Consider the following 16,587-nt stretch of genomic DNA (forward strand, 5'->3'; position numbering starts at 1 on the left):
GGGGCGGGAGGCGTGACGGGAGGGAAGGGGACGGCCGCAGGAAGGGGGGTGGACGGATCGGGACCCGCTCGGGCTCCCGCAGTAGGCACCGACAGGAGACGGCAATGAAACTGAGCGACGAACTCCCCGTGGACCATCGGCTCGCGACCGTATACCGGGTCGGGGCGGGGCTGTGCGGAGTCATCCTTCTGGTCTTCGGCATCCTCGGCTTCACCGACCAGCTGAGCTTCTTCAACACGAGCGGCTCCCAGGTGGCCGGGCTCTCCACCAACGGCCTGCTGAGCCTGATCTCCGTCGTCGTCGGCCTGGTGCTGATCGCCGGGGCGGTGATCGGCGGGAACGTCGCGTCGATGGTGAACATGACGGTCGGCACGCTCTTCCTGCTCAGCGGGTTCGTCCACATCTTCATCCTGGACAAGGGCGCGAACATTCTGGACTTCGGCATGCCCAACGTGATCTTCAGCTTCGCGATGGGGCTGCTGATCCTGACGTTCGGGATGTACGGCCGGGTCACCGGCGGGCTGCCGCACGACAACCCCTTCTGGCGCAGCCGGCACCCCGAGGAGGCCGCCCGTGAGGACGCGGCCCGCCGAGGTGCGACGGCCGGGCCGCCCCGGATCACCGGGGGCGGCGTCGGTCAGACCCTGCGCTAGCCCCTCAAGCCTGCCGGTAGCCCGTCAGACCTTCCAGTGGAGCCCGTCAGACCTTGCGGTAGCGGGCGTTGAACCAGGAGAAGATGCCGAAGGCGACCAGGCCGAGGGCGATGACCACCAGAAGCCACGGACCGACGGGCGTGTCCGTGAACGAGCGGAGGGTGTCGTCCATCCCCTTGGTCTGGTCGGGATTGTGCTTGATGGCCGCGGCGACGGCGAAACCGCCTGCCGTGGCGAAGACGGCACCACGCGCCGCGCCGCCGAACACTCCGGTGATGTCGACCGCGCGGCGCACCTTCTGCGACATCTCGGTCATCTTGAGGTGCTTGTGGTACTTCCGCATGATGGCCCGCACCGCGATCCAGATACCGGCGCAGGCGATCACCACGCCTCCGATGCCGACGATCCACTGGCCGCCGGGCCAGCCCAGCACCTTGGCGGTGACGTCCTGGGACTGCTGGTCGGAGGAGCCGCCACCGCTGCTCGAGTCGCCCGCGGCGAAGGCCAGGACGGAGTAGGCGACGAAGCTGTAGAAGACGAACCGCCCCGCGGCCATGGCCCGCTTGGAGGCCTTGCCACCGTCGGGTCCGGCCGAGCCGAAGAGGGCCTCGGACAGCCGCCAGAGGGCCATGCCCACCAGGGCTATGCCCAGCAGCCACAATACGATCTTGCCGAACGGCTTCTCGGCTATCTCCGCGATCGCGCCGCCCCGGTCCGCCTGCTTGCCGCCGCCTCCGGAGAGCGCGATCTGCAGGGCGAGGGCGCCCACGAGCACATAGATGACTCCGCGGGCACCGAACCCGGCACGGGCGCCGACCTCGACCGCCTTGCTGTTGGCGGCTCGTCTTGCTTGGCCGCGCCCCTGCGCTGCTACTGAACGGGTATTCATGACATGCCGGTTGCCCCGGTCCGGCGGATCAACTCCTGTCGAGACGTCTGCCAGGACGGAGCGGGGCCGTGGGACCAACCGCGGACGCCACTTCGGGGGCCCCTTCACGGAATTGCACGCGGGGCAGGGAAATGACTTCGCACACTCACCGATAAATGCGCGAATCATTTCCCTCACGATCGGATCTCAGCCGATCGATCAGCAGCTTCCGACAGCGGACGGTGAATTACTTGCCCTCACGACAGAGACCCTTTCTCTGTCTACCGTGCAGCACTACGCTCCACCGGTCCTGTCGCGTCGTTTCTGCGTCGAAACCGGCCGCAACCCCACGTGGAGCGGGTGGTAGGCGCCAGGCCGACACCAGCGAACCACCCCTTCGAGCGTTTCTCTCAGCGCATTCCCGGCCTCACGAAATCGCCGGACCAATTCTCTGTCCGCAGGGCTCTGCATTTGACCCGGGACTTCTTCTATGGGCTACTGACCCTACGGCCTCCTATGGCCGTACGGCGTGAATATCTCACCCCCACCCGCCGGAGGAGACATCATGACCATCACCCGCCTGCAGCGCACCGCCGCAGCCGCCGCCGCCCTCGCCTTCCCCGCCTCCATGGCGTTCTTCGCGCCGCAGGCACAAGCACAAGCTCCGGCGGAACCGTTCGGTCCGGCTTGCGCCTCCGTCCCGAAGGAAGGTGCGGGAAGCCTTGAGGGCATGGCGAAGGATCCGGTCGCCACCGCCGCCTCCAACAACCCCGAACTCTCCACCCTGGTCAGCGCCGTACAGAAGGCCGGCCTGGTGGACACGCTCAACAACGCCGAGAACATCACGGTGTTCGCACCGACGAACGCCGCCTTCGAGAAGATCCCGCAGGCCGACCTCAACGCGCTCCTCAACGACAAGGAGGAGCTCACCAAGGTGCTGACGTACCACGTGGTGGGCGAGAAGCTGACGACGAAGCAACTGGAGGACGGCAGCTACAAGACCCTGCAGGGCTCCGATCTCACGGTGAAGGGATCCGGCACCGACTTCACGGTGAACGACTCCTCGAAGATCGTCTGCGGCAATGTGCCGACGGCGAACGCCACCGTCAACCTGGTCGACACGGTGCTCATGCCGCCGTCGTGACCGAAGCCGGGCGACCAGCGTGACGGCCACCGTGACGGCGCCCCCGAGTCGTGGCCGGTGCCCCGGACCGAGTGACGGTCCGGGGCACCGGCCATCGCCGCCCGTTCTATACCCTGAGTACGTGACCAGCGCCGACAGCCGACAGAACCGGAGCAGCGCCTCGGACTCCGCCGCGGCCCCGGAACCCGGACCCGCCGCCGGTCTCCAGGCGTTCGCGGTCGAGCTCCGCCGGATGAACGGCGAGATCAACCGCATGACCCACGGCTTCGCCGCGCACCAGCAGCTGCACCCCACGGACGTGACCGCCCTGGCGGCCATCCTTGATGCCCCCGCCCCCCTCACGCCGGGCGCGCTGCGCGAGCACCTGGGGCTCACCTCGGGCGCGGTGACCGCCTGCCTCGACCGCCTGGAGCGGGCCGGCCACATCCGGCGGGCCCGGGAGAGCACCGATCGCCGGGTGGTGCACGTCCACTACGAGGCGAGCGCCCGGATGGCCGCCCGCGACTACTTCATGCCGCTCGCCGAGGCCACCGCCCGGGCGAGGGCCCGCTTCAGCGAGGCGGAGCTCACGACCGTCCTGCGCTTCCTCGCGGCGATGAACGAGGAGCTGTCCGAGACTCCCGCACCGCGTAGCTGAGCCCTTTCGGCGCGCCGCCCGGGCACCCTGCGGCGCGTAGCTGAGCCCTTTCGGCGCGCCGCGCAGGCCCCTCCGGCGCGTCGCTGAGATTTTCCGCCGCCGGGTGCATCCATGAGGGGATGACCCGCCGAAGCTCTCCCCGTACGCTCCCCGAAAGAGTCCCCGTAACTCCTTGTAACTCCCCGCACGCTCCCTGACCGGCCCCCTCGCCCCTCCGGGGAGCCCGGACGTCTCCCGCTGCGAGCACTCCGCTAATGTATTTCAACGATTGAGATTGTTCATCGTTGAGACATCCGTCGCACCCCGGGAGAGGCATGTTCACCCCTGCACGGTCGGCCCGCTGGCTGATCCCTGTCGTCCTGCTGATCGCCTGGCTCGGTATCGGCGGCGGGCTCGGTCCGTACGCCGGCAAGCTCGGCGAGGTCGCGACCAACGACCAGGCGTCCTTCCTGCCCCAGAACGCCGAGTCCACTCAGGTCATCGACGCGCAGAAGGCGTTCCAGCAGAACGAGACCCTCCCGGCCATCCTCGTATGGACGTCGAAGGACGAGGGCACCCCGGTGAGCGATGCCCAGCGGGAAGCCGCCACCGGGGCTCTCGCCTCGCTCGCGGGCACCGAGGGTGTCGTCGGAAAGGCCTCCCCCGCACTGCCGTCCGAGGACGGGCTCGCGCTCCAGGGCATCGTGCAGCTCAGCCCCGATCTCGGGGACGAGCTGCCGACCGTGCTGGAAGAGGTCAAGAAGGCCGGCGCCGAAGTGCCGGACGCGACCGTGCAGTTGGCGGGTCCGGCCGCGAGTCAGGCCGATCTCTCCGACGCCTTCGCGGGCATCGACGGGCTGCTCCTCGGGGTCGCGCTGATCACGGTGCTGGTCATCCTGCTGCTCGTGTACCGCAGTGTGCTGCTCCCCTTCCTCATCATCCTCGGTTCGGTGTTCGCCCTGGGGCTGGCCTGCGCGATCGTCTACGTGCTCGCCGACCACGACATCGTGCGGGTGGACGGCCAGGTGCAGGGCATCCTGTCGATCCTGGTGATCGGCGCCGCGACGGACTACGCGCTGCTGCTCACCGCCCGGTTCCGGGAGGAACTCGCGGTCCAGGGCGACCGGTTCGCCGCGATGCGCATCGCTCTGCGTGAGTCGTTCGGGCCGATCACGGCCAGCGCCGCGACGGTGGCCGTGGGCCTGCTCGCCCTGCTGCTCAGCGACCTCACCAACAACCGGGCGCTCGGCCCGGTCGGCGCGATCGGCATCGTCTGCTCGGTCCTGAGCGCCCTCACCTTCCTGCCCGCCGCCCTGGTGCTGCTGGGCCGCAAGGCGTACTGGCCGGCGAAGCCCAAGCCGGCCGGGGACGGGATCGGCGGCCACGGCATCTGGAGCAAGGTGGCCGCGCTGGTCGACCGGGCTCCCCGCAAGGTCTGGGCGATCACCCTCGCCGCTCTGATCGCCTGTGCCGCCTTCGCCCCCACCCTCACCTCCAAGGGCGTGCCGCTCGACGAGATCTTCGTCAACGACGCCCCGTCCGTGGCCGCGCAGGAGACCCTCGGCGAGCACTTCCCCGGCGGCTCCGGCAACCCGGCGGTGATCATCGCGGCTGCCGACAGGCTGACCGAGGTGAGCGAGGCCGCGACCCGTACCGACGGGGTGGCCTCGGTCGCGCCGGTGAGCGAGGGCGGCCGGCCCGGCGGCGAACCGCTGGTCGTCGACGGCAAGGTCCGGATCGACGCGACCCTGAAGGACGCGGCCGACAGCGACGCCGCCAAGGAGACGGTCGCCGCGCTGCGTGAGGCGGTGCACGCGGTACCGGGTTCGGACGCCCTGGTCGGCGGCTACACGGCCCAGCAGTACGACACCCAGCGCACGGCCGAGGACGACCGCATGCTGATCGTGCCGGTGGTGCTGGCGATCATCCTGGTGATCCTGGTCTTCCTGCTGCGGTCGCTGCTGATGCCGGTGCTGCTGGTGACGACGGTCGCGCTCAACTTCCTGGCCACGCTGGGGATCTCGTCGCTGGTCTTCACCCATGTGTTCGGCTTCAGCGGTACGGATTCCTCGGTGCCGCTGTACGGGTTCGTGTTCCTGGTGGCCCTCGGCGTCGACTACAACATCTTCCTGATGTCCCGGGTCCGCGAGGAGTCCCTGCGGCACGGCACCCGGGAGGGCATCCTGCGCGGGCTGACCACGACCGGCGGGGTCATCACGTCGGCCGGTGTCGTCCTGGCGGCCACGTTCGCCGCCCTGGGCGTCATCCCGCTGGCGTTCCTCGTCCAGATCGCCTTCATCGTCGCCTTCGGTGTTCTGCTGGACACCCTGGTCGTCCGCTCGCTCCTCGTCCCGGCGCTGGTGCGGGACATCGGACCGAAGGCCTGGTGGCCGGGTGCGCTGAGCCACGAGGGCGCGGACGGTGGGAAGGGCAACGCCTGACACGGACGGTGGGAGGGGCAACGCCTGACACGGACGTGGGGAGCGGGACACCTGACGCGGACGGTCAGCGCCGGACGAGTTCGGCGGCCGGGGGCCGGTAGGCGCTCAGCGCCCAGATCACGAAGACGTCCACCCCGATCATGAGTACCGACCAGACCGGCGCGTACGGCAGGAAGAGGAACTGCGCGAACAGGGCGAGGGAGGCGAACACGATACCGGCCACCCGGGCCCACCCGGCGCCCTTGAGGAGCCCGGCTCCGGTGATCGCCGCGCAGACGCCGAGCACCAGGTGGATCCAGCCCCAGCTGGTGAGGCTGAACCGGTAGAGGTAGTCGCCGACGGTGCCGTAGACGTCGCTGTCGCCGAGGGCGGCGATGCCCTGCAGGACCGCGACGACGCCCTGGCAGAGCATCAGCACCCCGGCGAACAGCACTCCTCCGGTGACCCAGGCGCTGCCCGGGTCGGGCGCCGGAGGAGGGCCGGCGGAACCGTCGTACAGGCGCGGGTCCACACTCATCGGCCCTCCTCCTGCCGCTCGTCGGACTGCCCCTTGGCGCGTTTGCCGACGACCACGGCGGCCGCGGCGGCGCTGCCCGCGAAGGCGAGGGCGACCATCCAGGGCCGGTCGAAGAGGTGGCAGGTGACGTGGTCCACGGAGTAGCGGCCGGGTCCGGTGAGACCGATGGCGGCGGCGGTGAAGCCGAGGAACGCCGGGTACTCGTAGCCGCCGCCCTGCGCGAAGAAGCCCGCCGGGGCGTGCACGGCCACCGCGCCGGCCATCGCCCCGGCGGCCGCGGCTCCGGCGGCGGGGGTGGCGAGCCCGAGGGCCAGCAGCACCCCGCCGCCCGCCTCACCGAGTCCGGCGGCCACGGCGCTGTGCTTGGGCGGATGGAAGCCCATCGCCTCCATCGCGGCCGTGGTGCCCTGGATGCCTCCGCCGCCGAACCAGCCGGCCAGTTTCTGGCTGCCGTGGGCGGCGAGCACCGCGCCGGTACCGACGCGCAGGGCGAGCAGGCCGAGATCACGCCGGTTGACGCAGACCATGGGAACTCCCGGGGTGAGGGGTTTCGCTGTGGAACCCACTCTCGTCGGCCGGTGCCGGACGGGCCCGGCCGAGTACGCCGTACGGGGTACGGGCCAGGCACCGCAAGGCCTGGCGCAGTTCGGACGGAAGTCGGGCGGAGGTCGCGCGGAAGTCGGACGGCGGCCGGACAGCGGCCGGGCATGCGACGCAGATCATTGTGCAACTTGTTGCATAAGCAGTTCACGGTGGTCTACAACTGACGCGACGACCCCGCGCCGAGGAGACCCGGATGAGCCTGTACCCGACCTTGCTGAGCCCGCTGGACCTCGGGTTCACCACCCTCCCCAACCGGGTGCTCATGGGCTCGATGCACATCGGCCTGGAGGAGGCCGAGCGCGGCTTCGAGCGGATGGCGGCCTTCTACGCGGAGCGCGCCCGGGGCGGCGTCGGCCTGATGGTCACCGGCGGCATCGCGCCCAGCGCGCGGGCCTGCTCCTTCCCCGGCGGCGCCAAGATGACGACCGAGGCGGAGGCGGAGCAGCACCGCGAGATCACCTCGGCGGTGCACGCGGCGGGCGGCCGGATCGCGATGCAGATCCTGCACTTCGGCCGGTACGCGCACCACCCGGACCTGGTGGCACCGAGCGCCCTCAAAGCCCCCATCAGCGGGTTCACCCCGAACGCCCTGACCGGCGAGCAGGTCGAGGAGACCATCGAGGAGTTCGTCCGGGCGGCGGAGCTGGCTCAGCTCGCCGGGTACGACGGCGTCGAGATCATGGGCTCCGAGGGCTACCTGATCAACGAGTTCATCGTCTCCGCCACCAACCACCGCACCGACCGCTGGGGCGGCAGTTACGAGAACCGCATCCGGTTCCCCGTCGAGATCGTGCGCCGGGTCCGCGAGCGGGTCGGCAGCGACTTCATCCTGATCTACCGGCTCTCCATGCTGGACCTGGTGCCCGGCGGCTCGACGCTGGAGGAGGTCGTGACGCTGGCGAAGGAGATCGAGGCGGCGGGCGCGACGATCATCAACACCGGCATCGGCTGGCACGAGGCGCGCATCCCGACCATCGCCACCTCCGTGCCGCGCGCCGCCTTCACCTGGGTGACCGAGCGGGTGCGCGGAGCCGTCTCCGTACCGCTGGTGACGAGCAACCGCATCAACACGCCCGAGGTCGCCGAGGAGGTCCTCGCCTCGGGCCGGGCGGACATGGTCTCGATGGCGCGGCCCTTCCTCGCCGACCCGGAGTTCGTCGCCAAGGCGGCGGCGGGCCGGGCGGACGCGATCAACACCTGCATCGGCTGCAACCAGGCGTGCCTGGACCACATCTTCAGCCTCCAGATCACCTCCTGCCTGGTCAACCCGCGCGCCTGCCACGAGACCGAGCTGGTCCTGAGCCCGACCCGGACCCGTAAACGCGTCGCCGTGGTCGGTGCCGGTCCGGCGGGTCTCGCGTGCTCGGTCACCGCGGCCGAGCGGGGCCACGCGGTGACGCTGTTCGACACGGCGGACGAGATCGGCGGCCAGCTGAACGTGGCCCGCCGGGTGCCGGGCAAGGAAGAGTTCAACGAGACGCTCCGCTACTTCCGTACGCGACTGACCGAGCTGGACGTCGAGCTGCGCCTGTCCACCCGGGCGGACGCCGGGACGCTGGACGGCTTCGACGAGATCGTGCTCGCCACCGGCGTGGAACCGCGCACCCCCGCGATCCCCGGCACGGACCACCCCAACGTCGTCAGCTACCTCGACGTCCTGCGCGACGGGGCCCCGGTCGGCGACCGGGTCGCGATCGTGGGCGCGGGCGGCATCGGCTTCGACGTGGCGGAGTTCCTCACCGACGGTGGCGACGCGGCGAGCCTGGACGCGGAGACGTTCTTCCGTCAGTGGGGCGTGGACACGGCCTACGAGGAGCGCGGCGGCCTGCGCGCCCCCGAGCGCCCCAAGACGCCCCGCACCGTCCACCTCGTCCAGCGCAAGACCACCAAGGTCGGCGCGGGCCTCGGCAAGACGACCGGCTGGATCCACCGCACCGAACTGCGCCACCGGGGCGTCGAGATGATCGCGGGCGCCTCCTACGACCTGATCGACGACGAGGGACTCCACCTCACGGTCGACGGCGAGCGGCGCGTGCTGGCGGTGGACACGGTGGTGCTCTGCGCGGGCCAGGAGCCGCGCCGGGAGCTGTACGAGGAGTTGCGCGCGGCGGGCGGCCCGGTCCACCTGATCGGCGGCGCGGACGTGGCGGCCGAGCTGGACGCGAAGCGGGCGATCCGCCAGGGCACGGAGCTGGCGGCGGCGCTGTAGGCGCTCGGGCCGTCGGCCTTGAGCCGTCGGCCCCTTGGCCTTCGCCGTGAACGCCCGTCCGGCCCGTCCGGCCCGTCCGGCCCGTCCTTAGGATGCACGTCATGTCACTGCCGCACGCGATTCTCACCGCTCTGCTGGAGAAGCCGTCCTCGGGCCTGGAGCTGACCCGCAGGTTCGACCGGTCGATCGGCTACTTCTGGTCCTCCACGCACCAGCAGATCTACCGCGAGCTGGGGAAACTGGAGCAGGCGGGGCGGATCAGGGCGCTGCCCACGGCGGCTCCGGCCCGGGGGCAGAAGAAGGAGTACGAGGTACTGCCCGCCGGCCGCGAGGAGCTGGCGGCCTGGGTGTCGCTCCCCGAGGACCCCCGCCCGGTCCGCGATCCGCTGCTCCTGCGGATGCGGGCGGCGGCGGTCGTCGGGTTGGACGGGGCGAACGGGATGGGCGCGGAGCTGCGCCGCCACCTCGCCCTGCACGAGCGGCAGTTGGCGGAGTACCGGGAGATCGAGGAGCGGGACTTCACCCCCGCCCCCGAGGCCGACGCGGACCGGCTGCGCCATCTGGTGCTGCGCGGCGGCATCGACCTGGAGACGTTCTGGATCGGCTGGCTGACCCGCGCGATCGGTGACCTGGCACACGACTGATCTGTTACGGGTGGGGGCCTACGCCCGCCCGTACGGCTACGGGTTCCGGTGCGGCCGCGCGCCGGGGGCTCCCGATGACGACCCGGGAGGGCGCCGGGTCCGGCGGCCCGGGCGCCGCGGCCGCCTCACCCGGGTCCGTACCGCCGTGCGCCTGGGCCCGGCTGAGCAGGATCACCCCGCGTACGGCGGCCGCCGTACCGACCAGCGCCAGGACCAGGCTCACCGGCCCGCCCTGGAGGCGTTCGCCGAGGAGGGCCAGGCCGATCGCGGCGGCGGCGACCGGGTTGGCCAGGGTCACGACGGCGAGCGGTGCGCCGAGGCCGCCCCGGTAGGCGGTCTGGGACAGCAGCAGGCCGCCCATCGCGAAGGCGGAGACGAGCAGGGCCACCGTCAGCAGCCGCCAGCTGAACAGCGGGCCGCCGGAGTGGTCGGTGACGGCGACCGTGAGGGTCTGGGTGAGCGCGGAGGCGACGCCCGAGGTGATCCCGGAGGCCGCCGCGTGCCGCAGCCCGGGACGGGCCCCCGGCCGGCTGAGCCCGGCGACGACCGCCATGGTGGCGGCGCCGACGCCGAGGGCCTCGGGAAGGGTGAGCGTCTCGTGCGGGGCGGAGCCGCCCGCCGTCAGGAGCAGGGCGCCGAGGCCGAGGAGAGTGAGGGCCGTGCCCCGCCACTCGGTGCGTCCGACCCGGCGTCCTGCGGCGCGCGCGCCGAGCGGGACGGCGGCGACGAGCGTGAGCGCGCCGAGCGGCTGGACCAGGGTGAGCGGGCCGTAGTTGAGCGCCGCGACATGGAGCAGCGCACCCCCGGCGTTGAGGCCCACCGCCGACCACCAGGCGCCCCGGCCGAGGAGCCGCAGAACGCCGGTGGAGGGTTCGGTACGCCCGGCCAGCCGGGACTGGGCGACGGCGGCGGCCGCGTAGGCGCCGGCGGAGACGAGGGAGAGCGCGACGGCGATCAGCGTGGCGTTCATCGGCCGGCTCCGGCTCCGGCGGGGGTGCGCGCAGGGTGTACGGCCCCGGCGGGGGTGCGTACCGGGTGCGCGGCGCCGACGTACGTCTCCGCTGCCGCCCCCGCACCGGGTACGGCGTACACCGGTACGTCACGGGCCGCGCGCGGCAGGCGCAGCGCGGCGAGCGCCACCGCCAGCAGCGCCACGACCACGATCGCGTCCAGCCAGTAGTGGTTGGCGGTGCCCACGACGACGAGCAGGGTGATCGCCGGGTGCAGCAGCCAGAGCCAGCGCCACCGGGAGCGGGTGGCGACGATCAGGCCGACGGCCACCATCACGGCCCAGCCGACGTGCAGCGAGGGCATCGCGGCGAACTGGTTCGCCATCGTGTCGGTCGCGGGCGTCGCCCCGTACACCGTCGGCCCGTAGACCTGGCCGGTGTCGACCAGTGCGGCTGCCGGGAGCATCCGCGGCGGGGCGAGCGGGAAGAGGAGGTGGAGCACCAGGGCTCCCCCGGTGAGCACGGCGAGGATGCGCCGCGACCAGAGGTAGTGGAGCGGGCGGCGCCAGTAGAGCCAGACCAGGAAGAGAACCGTGGCGGGGAAGTGCACGGTGGCGTAGTAGGTGTTCGCCGCATGGATCAGCGTCTGGCTGTGCAGCAGAACGCCCTGGACGGCGCCCTCACCCGGGAGGTTCAGGGCCCGTTCGAGGTCCCAGACGTTCCCGGCGTTGCGGAACGCCTCCTCGACGTGGCCGTTGGCTGCTCGGCGGCCGAACTTGTAGGCCAGGAAGAGTCCGGCCACGAGAAGGAACTCGCGGACGAGGGGCGGTCGGGCACGTATGTCCGGCTCCTGGTCCGTGGGCTCGGTGCGGGCGTACGTCACCCGGTGCCCCCTTGGATGCGAAGCGGTGTCAGGACGGCATGGCGAGCCCATGCCGAATCGATACGCCAGTGTACCGATACGTCGGCGTATCGGTACTCCCGCGTATCGGTACACTGGCGTATCGAGAGCCTCGCCGCACCGCCGCAGGAGGGACCGCCCATGCCGTCGCCCGATTCCGTACCGGAGTCAGCCCTCGCGTCCCGCCGGTCGAAGATCACACCGGAACGGGCGCAGGAGCTCTACACGGCGGTGCTCGACCTGGTGCGGGAGAGCGGTTACGAGTCGCTGACCATGGAGGGCGTCGCCGCCCGCACCCGTTGCGGCAAGTCGACGCTGTACCGGCAGTGGGGCTCGAAGCCGGAGCTGGTCGTCGCCGCGCTGCACGGCACCCGGCGGATGCGGCTCCCGGACATCGACACCGGGACGCTCGCCGGGGACCTCCTGGAGGCGGCCCGGGCGATCGGCGAGGCCTCGGGGCGGGACACCCCGCTGATGCACGCGCTCAGCCACGCGGCACTCCAGACCCCCGAGCTGCTGTGCGCCCTGCGCGAGGCGCTGATCCTGCCGGAGATCGCAGCGATCGACGCGATGGTCCGGCGGGCCCAGGCGCGCGGCGAGATCGCGGCGGACCTGCCGGGGGCGGAGTACGTGGCGGCCCAGTTGCTCGGCGTGATGCGCGCGCGGCCGCTGCTGGAGGGGCGGTACGCGGACGCGGCGTACCTCAGCAGGTTCGTCGAGAAGGCGATCCTGCCCGGACTCGGACTCACGGCGGGCACGCCGGAGTCCTGACAGACGTGGACCCGGGTGCCCCCGGGTCCTGACAGACGTGGCCCCGGGGGCGCCCGGGTCCTGACAGATGCGGGACTCGGGTGCACCCGGAGTCCCGACCGACGTGGACCGTCCGTCCCAGCGGATATAGACGGTCCACCCGGCGCCGCACCGTGGGGACGGGGGCGGCGCAATCCCCCGGGCGGCCGGTGACCTCTTCGGAGCTCACCGGCCGCCCGTGTTTCCAGGCACCCGCAGCCTCTACCGCACCTAACAAGCGATTGGTAGATTCCGTGTCCACGCACGCGGGTCCACGCACGCGGGTCCACGCACGCGGGAGGCGGACCATGGAGCTGGGCAATCCGATCGACTTCACCGGACGGGTAGTCATCGTCACCGGCGGCACCCAGGGCATCGGCGCCGTCATCGCGGAGGCCTTCCTCGCCGTGGGCGCGGACGTCATGGTCTGCGGCCGCACCACACCCGCCACGTTGCCGTCGTCGGGCGGGCGGCACGCCGCCTTCCGCTCCACCGACGTCCGGGACCCGTCGGCGGCGGCCCCACTGGTGGCGGCGACGGCCGACCGGTTCGGCCGGCTCGACGCCCTCGTCAACAACGCGGGCGGCTCCCCCGACGCCGACGCGGCCACCGTCTCCCCCCGCTTCGTCGAGCGGGTCGTCGCCCTCAATCTCCTCGCCCCCTTCTACGTCGCACAGGCCGCCAACCTGGTCATGCGGGAGCAGCCGGAGGGTGGCTGCGTGATCAACATCGGCAGCGTCTCGGCCCACGACCCGCAGCCGGGCACCGCCGCCTACACGGCGGCGAAGGCCGGCCTGCTCGGCCTCACCCGGGCCCTGGCCCTGGAGTGGGCACCGAAGGTCCGGGTGAACCACATCACCGCCGGGCTCATCCGCACCGCGAGCGCCACCGCGCTGTACGGAAAGGGCGACGGGGCGGCGGTGGCGGGCATCGTCCCCATGGGACGGCTGGCGCTTCCGGCGGACGTGGCCCACGCCTGCCTCTGGCTCGCCGGCCCGCACGCCTCCTACGTCAACGGCGCGGACCTGGCCGTCCACGGCGGCGGCGAGATCCCGGCCCGGGACCTGGCCCGCCGAGCCCTCCAGCCCCCCTTCTCGTCACCTTGACCATTGACCCCTCTCCCCCTTATCGTCGCCATGACGACATCAGGTTCGAGGGGGGACCCCATGGCCGACATCACCCGGCGCTTCGGCTGGCGCCATCTGCGCTCCGCGCCCACCGCGCACATCCGCCACCACAAGCGCGGGACGCTCGCCCACGACGGGCGGGGGCTCAGCTTCTGGTACCGGTCGCTGTCGGCGGCGCTCTCCGAGGTGCCGGTCGACGACCGGGAGCTGGCCATGGCGTTCCACGCCCGTACGGCGGACTTCCAGGACGTCACCGTGCAGGCCACCGTCACCTACCGGGTCAGCGACCCGGCGCTGGCGGCCGACCGGCTGGACTTCTCCGTGGACCCCGACACCGGGAGCTGGCGCAGCGCACCGCTGGAGCAGATCGCCACCCTGCTCACCGAGACCGCGCAGCAGCACACGCTGGACGTGCTGGCCCGCACCCCGCTCGCGCAGGCCCTGGTGGACGGGGTCGCCTCCGTACGCGAACGGGTCGCCACCGGTCTCGCCGCCGAGCCGAGGCTCCCCGCCACCGGGATCGACGTGGTCGCCGTGCGCGTCGTCGCGATCCGCCCCGAGGCCGAGGTCGAGCGCGCTCTGCGCACCCCGGCGCGCGAGCAGATCCAGCAAGAGGCGGACCGGGCCACCTACGAACGGCGGGCCGTGGCCGTCGAGCGCGAGCGGACCATCGCCGAGAACGAGCTGGCCAGCCAGATCGAACTGGCCCGGCGCGAGGAGCAGTTGGTCGACCAGCGCGGCACCAACGCACGCCGGGAGGCCGAGGAGAAGGCTGCGGCCGACGGCGTACGGACAGAGGCCGAGGCGGCGCGCAAGGTGCGCCTGGCGCGCGCGGAGGCGGAAGCGGCGCGCGAGACGGGTGCGGCGCGCGCCGAGGCGCAGGCGGCCTGGCTGCGGGTGCACGGCGAGGTCGATCCGGCCACGCTGCACGCCCTGGCGGCGACCCGGCTCGCGGAGAACGTGCCGCGCATCGAGAGCCTCACCCTCTCCCCCGACGTCCTCACGGGCCTGCTCGCCAGGCTCGGCCGCACGGACGGCGGTGCGGGAGCGTGAGCCTGGCGCCCCGGGCCGTCCTCGTACACCGCAGGACCGAGTACGAGGAGCTGCTCGCCCGGCACGGGACGCACGGGCAGGCCGCGTTCTTCCTCTCCAGCCGGGGCCGCTCGATCGACGAGGTGGCCCGGCGCCACCACCGTACGCAGGAGGCCCTGCGGGACGTGGCGGCCGCCGTGCCGCTCACCTGGCGCTCCACCCGGGTGGAGCGGGCGGACCTGGACCGGTTCCTGTTCGCGCCGGAGGACGTGGTGGTCGTGGTCGGTCAGGACGGGCTGGTCGCCAACGCCGCGAAGTACCTGTCCGGGCAGCCCGTGGTGGGCATCGACACCGACCCCGGGCGCAACCCCGGGGTCCTGGTCCGCCACCGCCGTACCGACGCGGCCGCCCTGTTGCGCGCGGCGACGGCGACCGGATCCCGGGTGGACGCGCTGACGATGGTCGAGGCGGTCGCCGACGACACCCAGCGGCTGCTCGCGCTCAACGAGATCTACCTGGGGCCGCCCGGCCACCAGACGGCCCGCTACCGCCTGGGCCCGGACGGCGATCCGGCGCCCGGCGAGGCCCAGGCCTCCTCCGGGGTCCTCGTCGGCACGGGCACGGGCGCCACCGGCTGGCTGAGATCCTTGTGGCTGGAGCGCGGCAGCACCACCCCACTGCCCGCGCCGAGCGACCCCCGCCTCCTCTGGTTCGTGCGCGAGGCCTGGCCCTCACCGGCCACCGGCACGTCCCGGGTCTCCGGCGAACTGAACCGGGGGCAGGGGCTGCGGCTCACGGTGGAGTCGGACCGGATCGTCGTCTTCGGGGACGGGATGGAGTCCGACGCGCTGGAGCTGACCTGGGGTCAGAGCGTACGGCTGGGCATCTCGGCGACCGCGCTGCGGCTGGTGGTCTGAGCGGGACCGGGGCCTCGGTGTCGTTACGGTGTTCCGTACCCACCGGCCTGTAGAAGGGCCCCGGAGAGCGGAGATCCAGCACCATGGCCACCGAGACCACCGACCCGCTCGCCACCCCCGCCCGCAACACGCGCCCGCCCACGGCGCAGGCGGCCCTCGGGGTCGGCGTGATCGTCGAGGACGAGCAGGGACGGGTGCTGCTGGGCCGGCACCACAGCGGTACGTGGGAGCTGCCCGGAGGCAAGGTCGATCCCACGCACGAGTCGGTCGCGGCGGCCGCCGCGCGTGAGCTGCGCGAGGAGACCGGCCTCACCGTGGAGGAGAGCGCGGTGGACGTCTTCGCGATGCTCCACGACGTGATCGGCGGCATCAACCGCATCAGCATGGCGGCCCTCGTCCGCCTGCACTCCGGCATCCCCGAGGTGACCGAGCCGCACCTGATCAGCGCGTGGCGGTGGACCGCTCCCGAGGAGCTGCCGACGCCGCTGTTCGACCCGTCGGCACAGATCCTGGCGGCCTGGCGTCCGGACCTCGGCCTCACCCACCCGCCCGCGCACCTGCTGCGGATCACGGGGCCCGGAGAAGAGCGCTGATCAGGTTCCTGGCAATCCGTTTACAGATGCGGACAAAAGTGGCCAGGCGTATGAATGAGGAACCATCCGCGCGAACGGAGTTGGCCTCATGGACGATTACCCGCTCCTCAACCTCTTCCTGACCATGCTGTACCTGTTCCTCTGGGTCATGTGGTTCTTCCTGCTGTTCAAGGTGATCACGGACCTCTTCCGCGATCACACGCTGAACGGCTGGGCCAAGGCGGGCTGGCTGATCTTCGTCATTCTGCTGCCCTACCTGGGCGTCCTGATCTACCTGATCGTGCGCGGCCGGAGCATGCACGAACGTGACGCCAAGGCGGTCAAGGATTCGGAGGCGGCCTTCCGGAGTTACGTGAGGGAGGCCGCGAGCAGCGAGGGCTCCTCCGGCTCCACCAGTCATGTGAGCGATCTGACGAAGCTCGCCGAGCTCAAGGACAAGGGCGCCCTCAACGCGGAGGAGTACGAGCGGGCCAAGGCGAAGCTCCTGGCCTGACGAAGTGCGCGGCTCCAAGCACTCCACCACGGCCATCAGGTGTGGTTCCGCGATCCAGGGGAACTCAGAAGCGCTGGCCGACGACCGGTG

Annotated in this window: 17 protein-coding genes; 12 read left to right on the top strand and 5 right to left on the bottom strand. The window is 71.9% G+C overall.

All coding sequences use genetic code 11. The features are described from left to right. Nucleotides 1-104 precede the first annotated feature (104 nt). Nucleotides 105-653, top strand: coding sequence for a DUF4383 domain-containing protein (locus ACFWRT_RS00945; protein ID WP_380948880.1), 549 nt, complete (start codon nucleotides 105-107; stop codon nucleotides 651-653). 46 nt (nucleotides 654-699) lie between these two features. On the opposite strand, the gene ACFWRT_RS00950 is transcribed toward ACFWRT_RS00945, so the two are convergent. Beyond that, nucleotides 700-1,542, bottom strand: a complete 843-nt coding sequence (locus ACFWRT_RS00950) for a DUF1206 domain-containing protein (protein WP_380948881.1) — start codon at nucleotides 1,540-1,542, stop codon at nucleotides 700-702. A gap of 544 nt (nucleotides 1,543-2,086) precedes the next feature. On the opposite strand from ACFWRT_RS00950, the gene ACFWRT_RS00955 reads away from it, so the two are divergent. The 3 genes from ACFWRT_RS00955 (at nucleotide 2,087) to ACFWRT_RS00965 (ending at nucleotide 5,722) form a co-directional block, all read left to right on the top strand. Next, nucleotides 2,087-2,665, top strand: coding sequence for a fasciclin domain-containing protein (locus ACFWRT_RS00955; RefSeq protein WP_380948882.1), 579 nt, complete (start codon nucleotides 2,087-2,089; stop codon nucleotides 2,663-2,665). Between the two features lie 121 nt (nucleotides 2,666-2,786). Next, nucleotides 2,787-3,302 carry a MarR family winged helix-turn-helix transcriptional regulator gene (locus ACFWRT_RS00960; protein WP_380948883.1) on the top strand — a complete coding sequence of 172 codons (516 nt, stop codon included), beginning with the start codon at nucleotides 2,787-2,789 and terminating at the stop codon, nucleotides 3,300-3,302. Nucleotides 3,303-3,616: 314 nt separating this feature from the next. Beyond that, a complete protein-coding gene (locus tag ACFWRT_RS00965) occupies nucleotides 3,617-5,722 on the top strand; it encodes an MMPL family transporter (RefSeq protein WP_380948884.1) in 2,106 nt (701 codons plus the stop codon). A gap of 64 nt (nucleotides 5,723-5,786) precedes the next feature. Here the strand turns inward: ACFWRT_RS00965 and ACFWRT_RS00970 are convergent, their stop codons facing one another. Both ACFWRT_RS00970 and ACFWRT_RS00975 read right to left on the bottom strand, forming a co-directional pair. Beyond that, on the bottom strand, nucleotides 5,787-6,239 hold the full coding sequence (locus ACFWRT_RS00970; protein ID WP_380948885.1) for a DUF7144 family membrane protein: 453 nt from the start codon (nucleotides 6,237-6,239) through the stop codon (nucleotides 5,787-5,789). Continuing rightward, the gene (locus ACFWRT_RS00975) at nucleotides 6,236-6,766 is read right to left on the bottom strand and encodes a DoxX family protein (protein WP_380948886.1); all 531 of its coding nucleotides are present in this window, start codon (nucleotides 6,764-6,766) and stop codon (nucleotides 6,236-6,238) included. The genes ACFWRT_RS00970 and ACFWRT_RS00975 overlap by 4 nt, the downstream gene beginning before the upstream one ends. Before the next feature lie 269 nt (nucleotides 6,767-7,035). Between ACFWRT_RS00975 and ACFWRT_RS00980 the strand changes: the two genes are divergently transcribed. Both ACFWRT_RS00980 and ACFWRT_RS00985 read left to right on the top strand, forming a co-directional pair. After that, a complete protein-coding gene (locus ACFWRT_RS00980; protein ID WP_380948887.1) occupies nucleotides 7,036-9,051 on the top strand; it encodes an oxidoreductase in 2,016 nt (671 codons plus the stop codon). A gap of 101 nt (nucleotides 9,052-9,152) precedes the next feature. Beyond that, nucleotides 9,153-9,695: a PadR family transcriptional regulator gene (locus ACFWRT_RS00985; RefSeq protein WP_380948888.1), complete on the top strand. Its 543-nt coding sequence runs from the start codon at nucleotides 9,153-9,155 to the stop codon at nucleotides 9,693-9,695. 4 nt (nucleotides 9,696-9,699) lie between these two features. Here the strand turns inward: ACFWRT_RS00985 and ACFWRT_RS00990 are convergent, their stop codons facing one another. Both ACFWRT_RS00990 and ACFWRT_RS00995 read right to left on the bottom strand, forming a co-directional pair. Beyond that, nucleotides 9,700-10,665, bottom strand: a complete 966-nt coding sequence (locus tag ACFWRT_RS00990; RefSeq protein ID WP_380948889.1) for a DMT family protein — start codon at nucleotides 10,663-10,665, stop codon at nucleotides 9,700-9,702. Next, nucleotides 10,662-11,528 carry a phosphatase PAP2 family protein gene (locus ACFWRT_RS00995; RefSeq protein ID WP_380948890.1) on the bottom strand — a complete coding sequence of 289 codons (867 nt, stop codon included), beginning with the start codon at nucleotides 11,526-11,528 and terminating at the stop codon, nucleotides 10,662-10,664. Before ACFWRT_RS00995 ends, ACFWRT_RS00990 begins: the two co-directional genes overlap by 4 nt. 159 nt (nucleotides 11,529-11,687) lie before the next feature. Here ACFWRT_RS00995 and ACFWRT_RS01000 point away from each other — a divergent pair, with 159 nt between their 5' ends. From ACFWRT_RS01000 to ACFWRT_RS01025, 6 genes are all read left to right on the top strand, one after another. Then, nucleotides 11,688-12,317 carry a TetR/AcrR family transcriptional regulator gene (locus ACFWRT_RS01000; RefSeq protein ID WP_380948891.1) on the top strand — a complete coding sequence of 210 codons (630 nt, stop codon included), beginning with the start codon at nucleotides 11,688-11,690 and terminating at the stop codon, nucleotides 12,315-12,317. Between the two features lie 326 nt (nucleotides 12,318-12,643). Next, complete coding sequence (locus ACFWRT_RS01005; protein WP_380948892.1) at nucleotides 12,644-13,441, top strand: SDR family oxidoreductase; 798 nt, start codon at nucleotides 12,644-12,646, stop codon at nucleotides 13,439-13,441. Nucleotides 13,442-13,501: 60 nt separating this feature from the next. Beyond that, nucleotides 13,502-14,515: an SPFH domain-containing protein gene (locus ACFWRT_RS01010; protein WP_380948893.1), complete on the top strand. Its 1,014-nt coding sequence runs from the start codon at nucleotides 13,502-13,504 to the stop codon at nucleotides 14,513-14,515. Then, nucleotides 14,512-15,411 carry a hypothetical protein gene (locus ACFWRT_RS01015; protein ID WP_380948894.1) on the top strand — a complete coding sequence of 300 codons (900 nt, stop codon included), beginning with the start codon at nucleotides 14,512-14,514 and terminating at the stop codon, nucleotides 15,409-15,411. The genes ACFWRT_RS01010 and ACFWRT_RS01015 overlap by 4 nt, the downstream gene beginning before the upstream one ends. An 83-nt stretch (nucleotides 15,412-15,494) precedes the next feature. After that, nucleotides 15,495-16,004 (top strand): nucleotide triphosphate diphosphatase NUDT15, encoded by a 510-nt coding sequence (locus tag ACFWRT_RS01020; protein WP_380948895.1) that lies wholly within the window; start codon nucleotides 15,495-15,497, stop codon nucleotides 16,002-16,004. 88 nt (nucleotides 16,005-16,092) lie between these two features. Next, entirely contained in the window at nucleotides 16,093-16,497 is a 405-nt protein-coding gene (locus ACFWRT_RS01025; protein ID WP_030572961.1) for an SHOCT domain-containing protein, read from the top strand. Nucleotides 16,498-16,587 lie beyond the last annotated feature (90 nt).

This window comes from Streptomyces cyaneofuscatus (genome assembly GCF_042718795.1).
Taxonomy (GTDB): Bacteria; Actinomycetota; Actinomycetes; order Streptomycetales; family Streptomycetaceae; genus Streptomyces; species Streptomyces cyaneofuscatus_A.

What these genes read in the sequence shown, in the direction of transcription:
- ACFWRT_RS00945 (WP_380948880.1), top strand. Translation starts at nt 105, where the DNA reads ATGAAACTGAGCGACGAACTCCCCGTGGACCATCGGCTCGCGACCGTA.
- ACFWRT_RS00950 (WP_380948881.1), bottom strand. Translation starts at nt 1,542, where the DNA reads ATGAATACCCGTTCAGTAGCAGCGCAGGGGCGCGGCCAAGCAAGACGA.
- ACFWRT_RS00955 (WP_380948882.1), top strand. Translation starts at nt 2,087, where the DNA reads ATGACCATCACCCGCCTGCAGCGCACCGCCGCAGCCGCCGCCGCCCTC.
- ACFWRT_RS00965 (WP_380948884.1), top strand. Translation starts at nt 3,617, where the DNA reads ATGTTCACCCCTGCACGGTCGGCCCGCTGGCTGATCCCTGTCGTCCTG.
- ACFWRT_RS00970 (WP_380948885.1), bottom strand. Translation starts at nt 6,239, where the DNA reads ATGAGTGTGGACCCGCGCCTGTACGACGGTTCCGCCGGCCCTCCTCCG.
- ACFWRT_RS00975 (WP_380948886.1), bottom strand. Translation starts at nt 6,766, where the DNA reads ATGGTCTGCGTCAACCGGCGTGATCTCGGCCTGCTCGCCCTGCGCGTC.
- ACFWRT_RS00980 (WP_380948887.1), top strand. Translation starts at nt 7,036, where the DNA reads ATGAGCCTGTACCCGACCTTGCTGAGCCCGCTGGACCTCGGGTTCACC.
- ACFWRT_RS00985 (WP_380948888.1), top strand. Translation starts at nt 9,153, where the DNA reads ATGTCACTGCCGCACGCGATTCTCACCGCTCTGCTGGAGAAGCCGTCC.
- ACFWRT_RS00990 (WP_380948889.1), bottom strand. Translation starts at nt 10,665, where the DNA reads ATGAACGCCACGCTGATCGCCGTCGCGCTCTCCCTCGTCTCCGCCGGC.
- ACFWRT_RS01000 (WP_380948891.1), top strand. Translation starts at nt 11,688, where the DNA reads ATGCCGTCGCCCGATTCCGTACCGGAGTCAGCCCTCGCGTCCCGCCGG.
- ACFWRT_RS01005 (WP_380948892.1), top strand. Translation starts at nt 12,644, where the DNA reads ATGGAGCTGGGCAATCCGATCGACTTCACCGGACGGGTAGTCATCGTC.
- ACFWRT_RS01010 (WP_380948893.1), top strand. Translation starts at nt 13,502, where the DNA reads ATGGCCGACATCACCCGGCGCTTCGGCTGGCGCCATCTGCGCTCCGCG.
- ACFWRT_RS01020 (WP_380948895.1), top strand. Translation starts at nt 15,495, where the DNA reads ATGGCCACCGAGACCACCGACCCGCTCGCCACCCCCGCCCGCAACACG.
- ACFWRT_RS01025 (WP_030572961.1), top strand. Translation starts at nt 16,093, where the DNA reads ATGGACGATTACCCGCTCCTCAACCTCTTCCTGACCATGCTGTACCTG.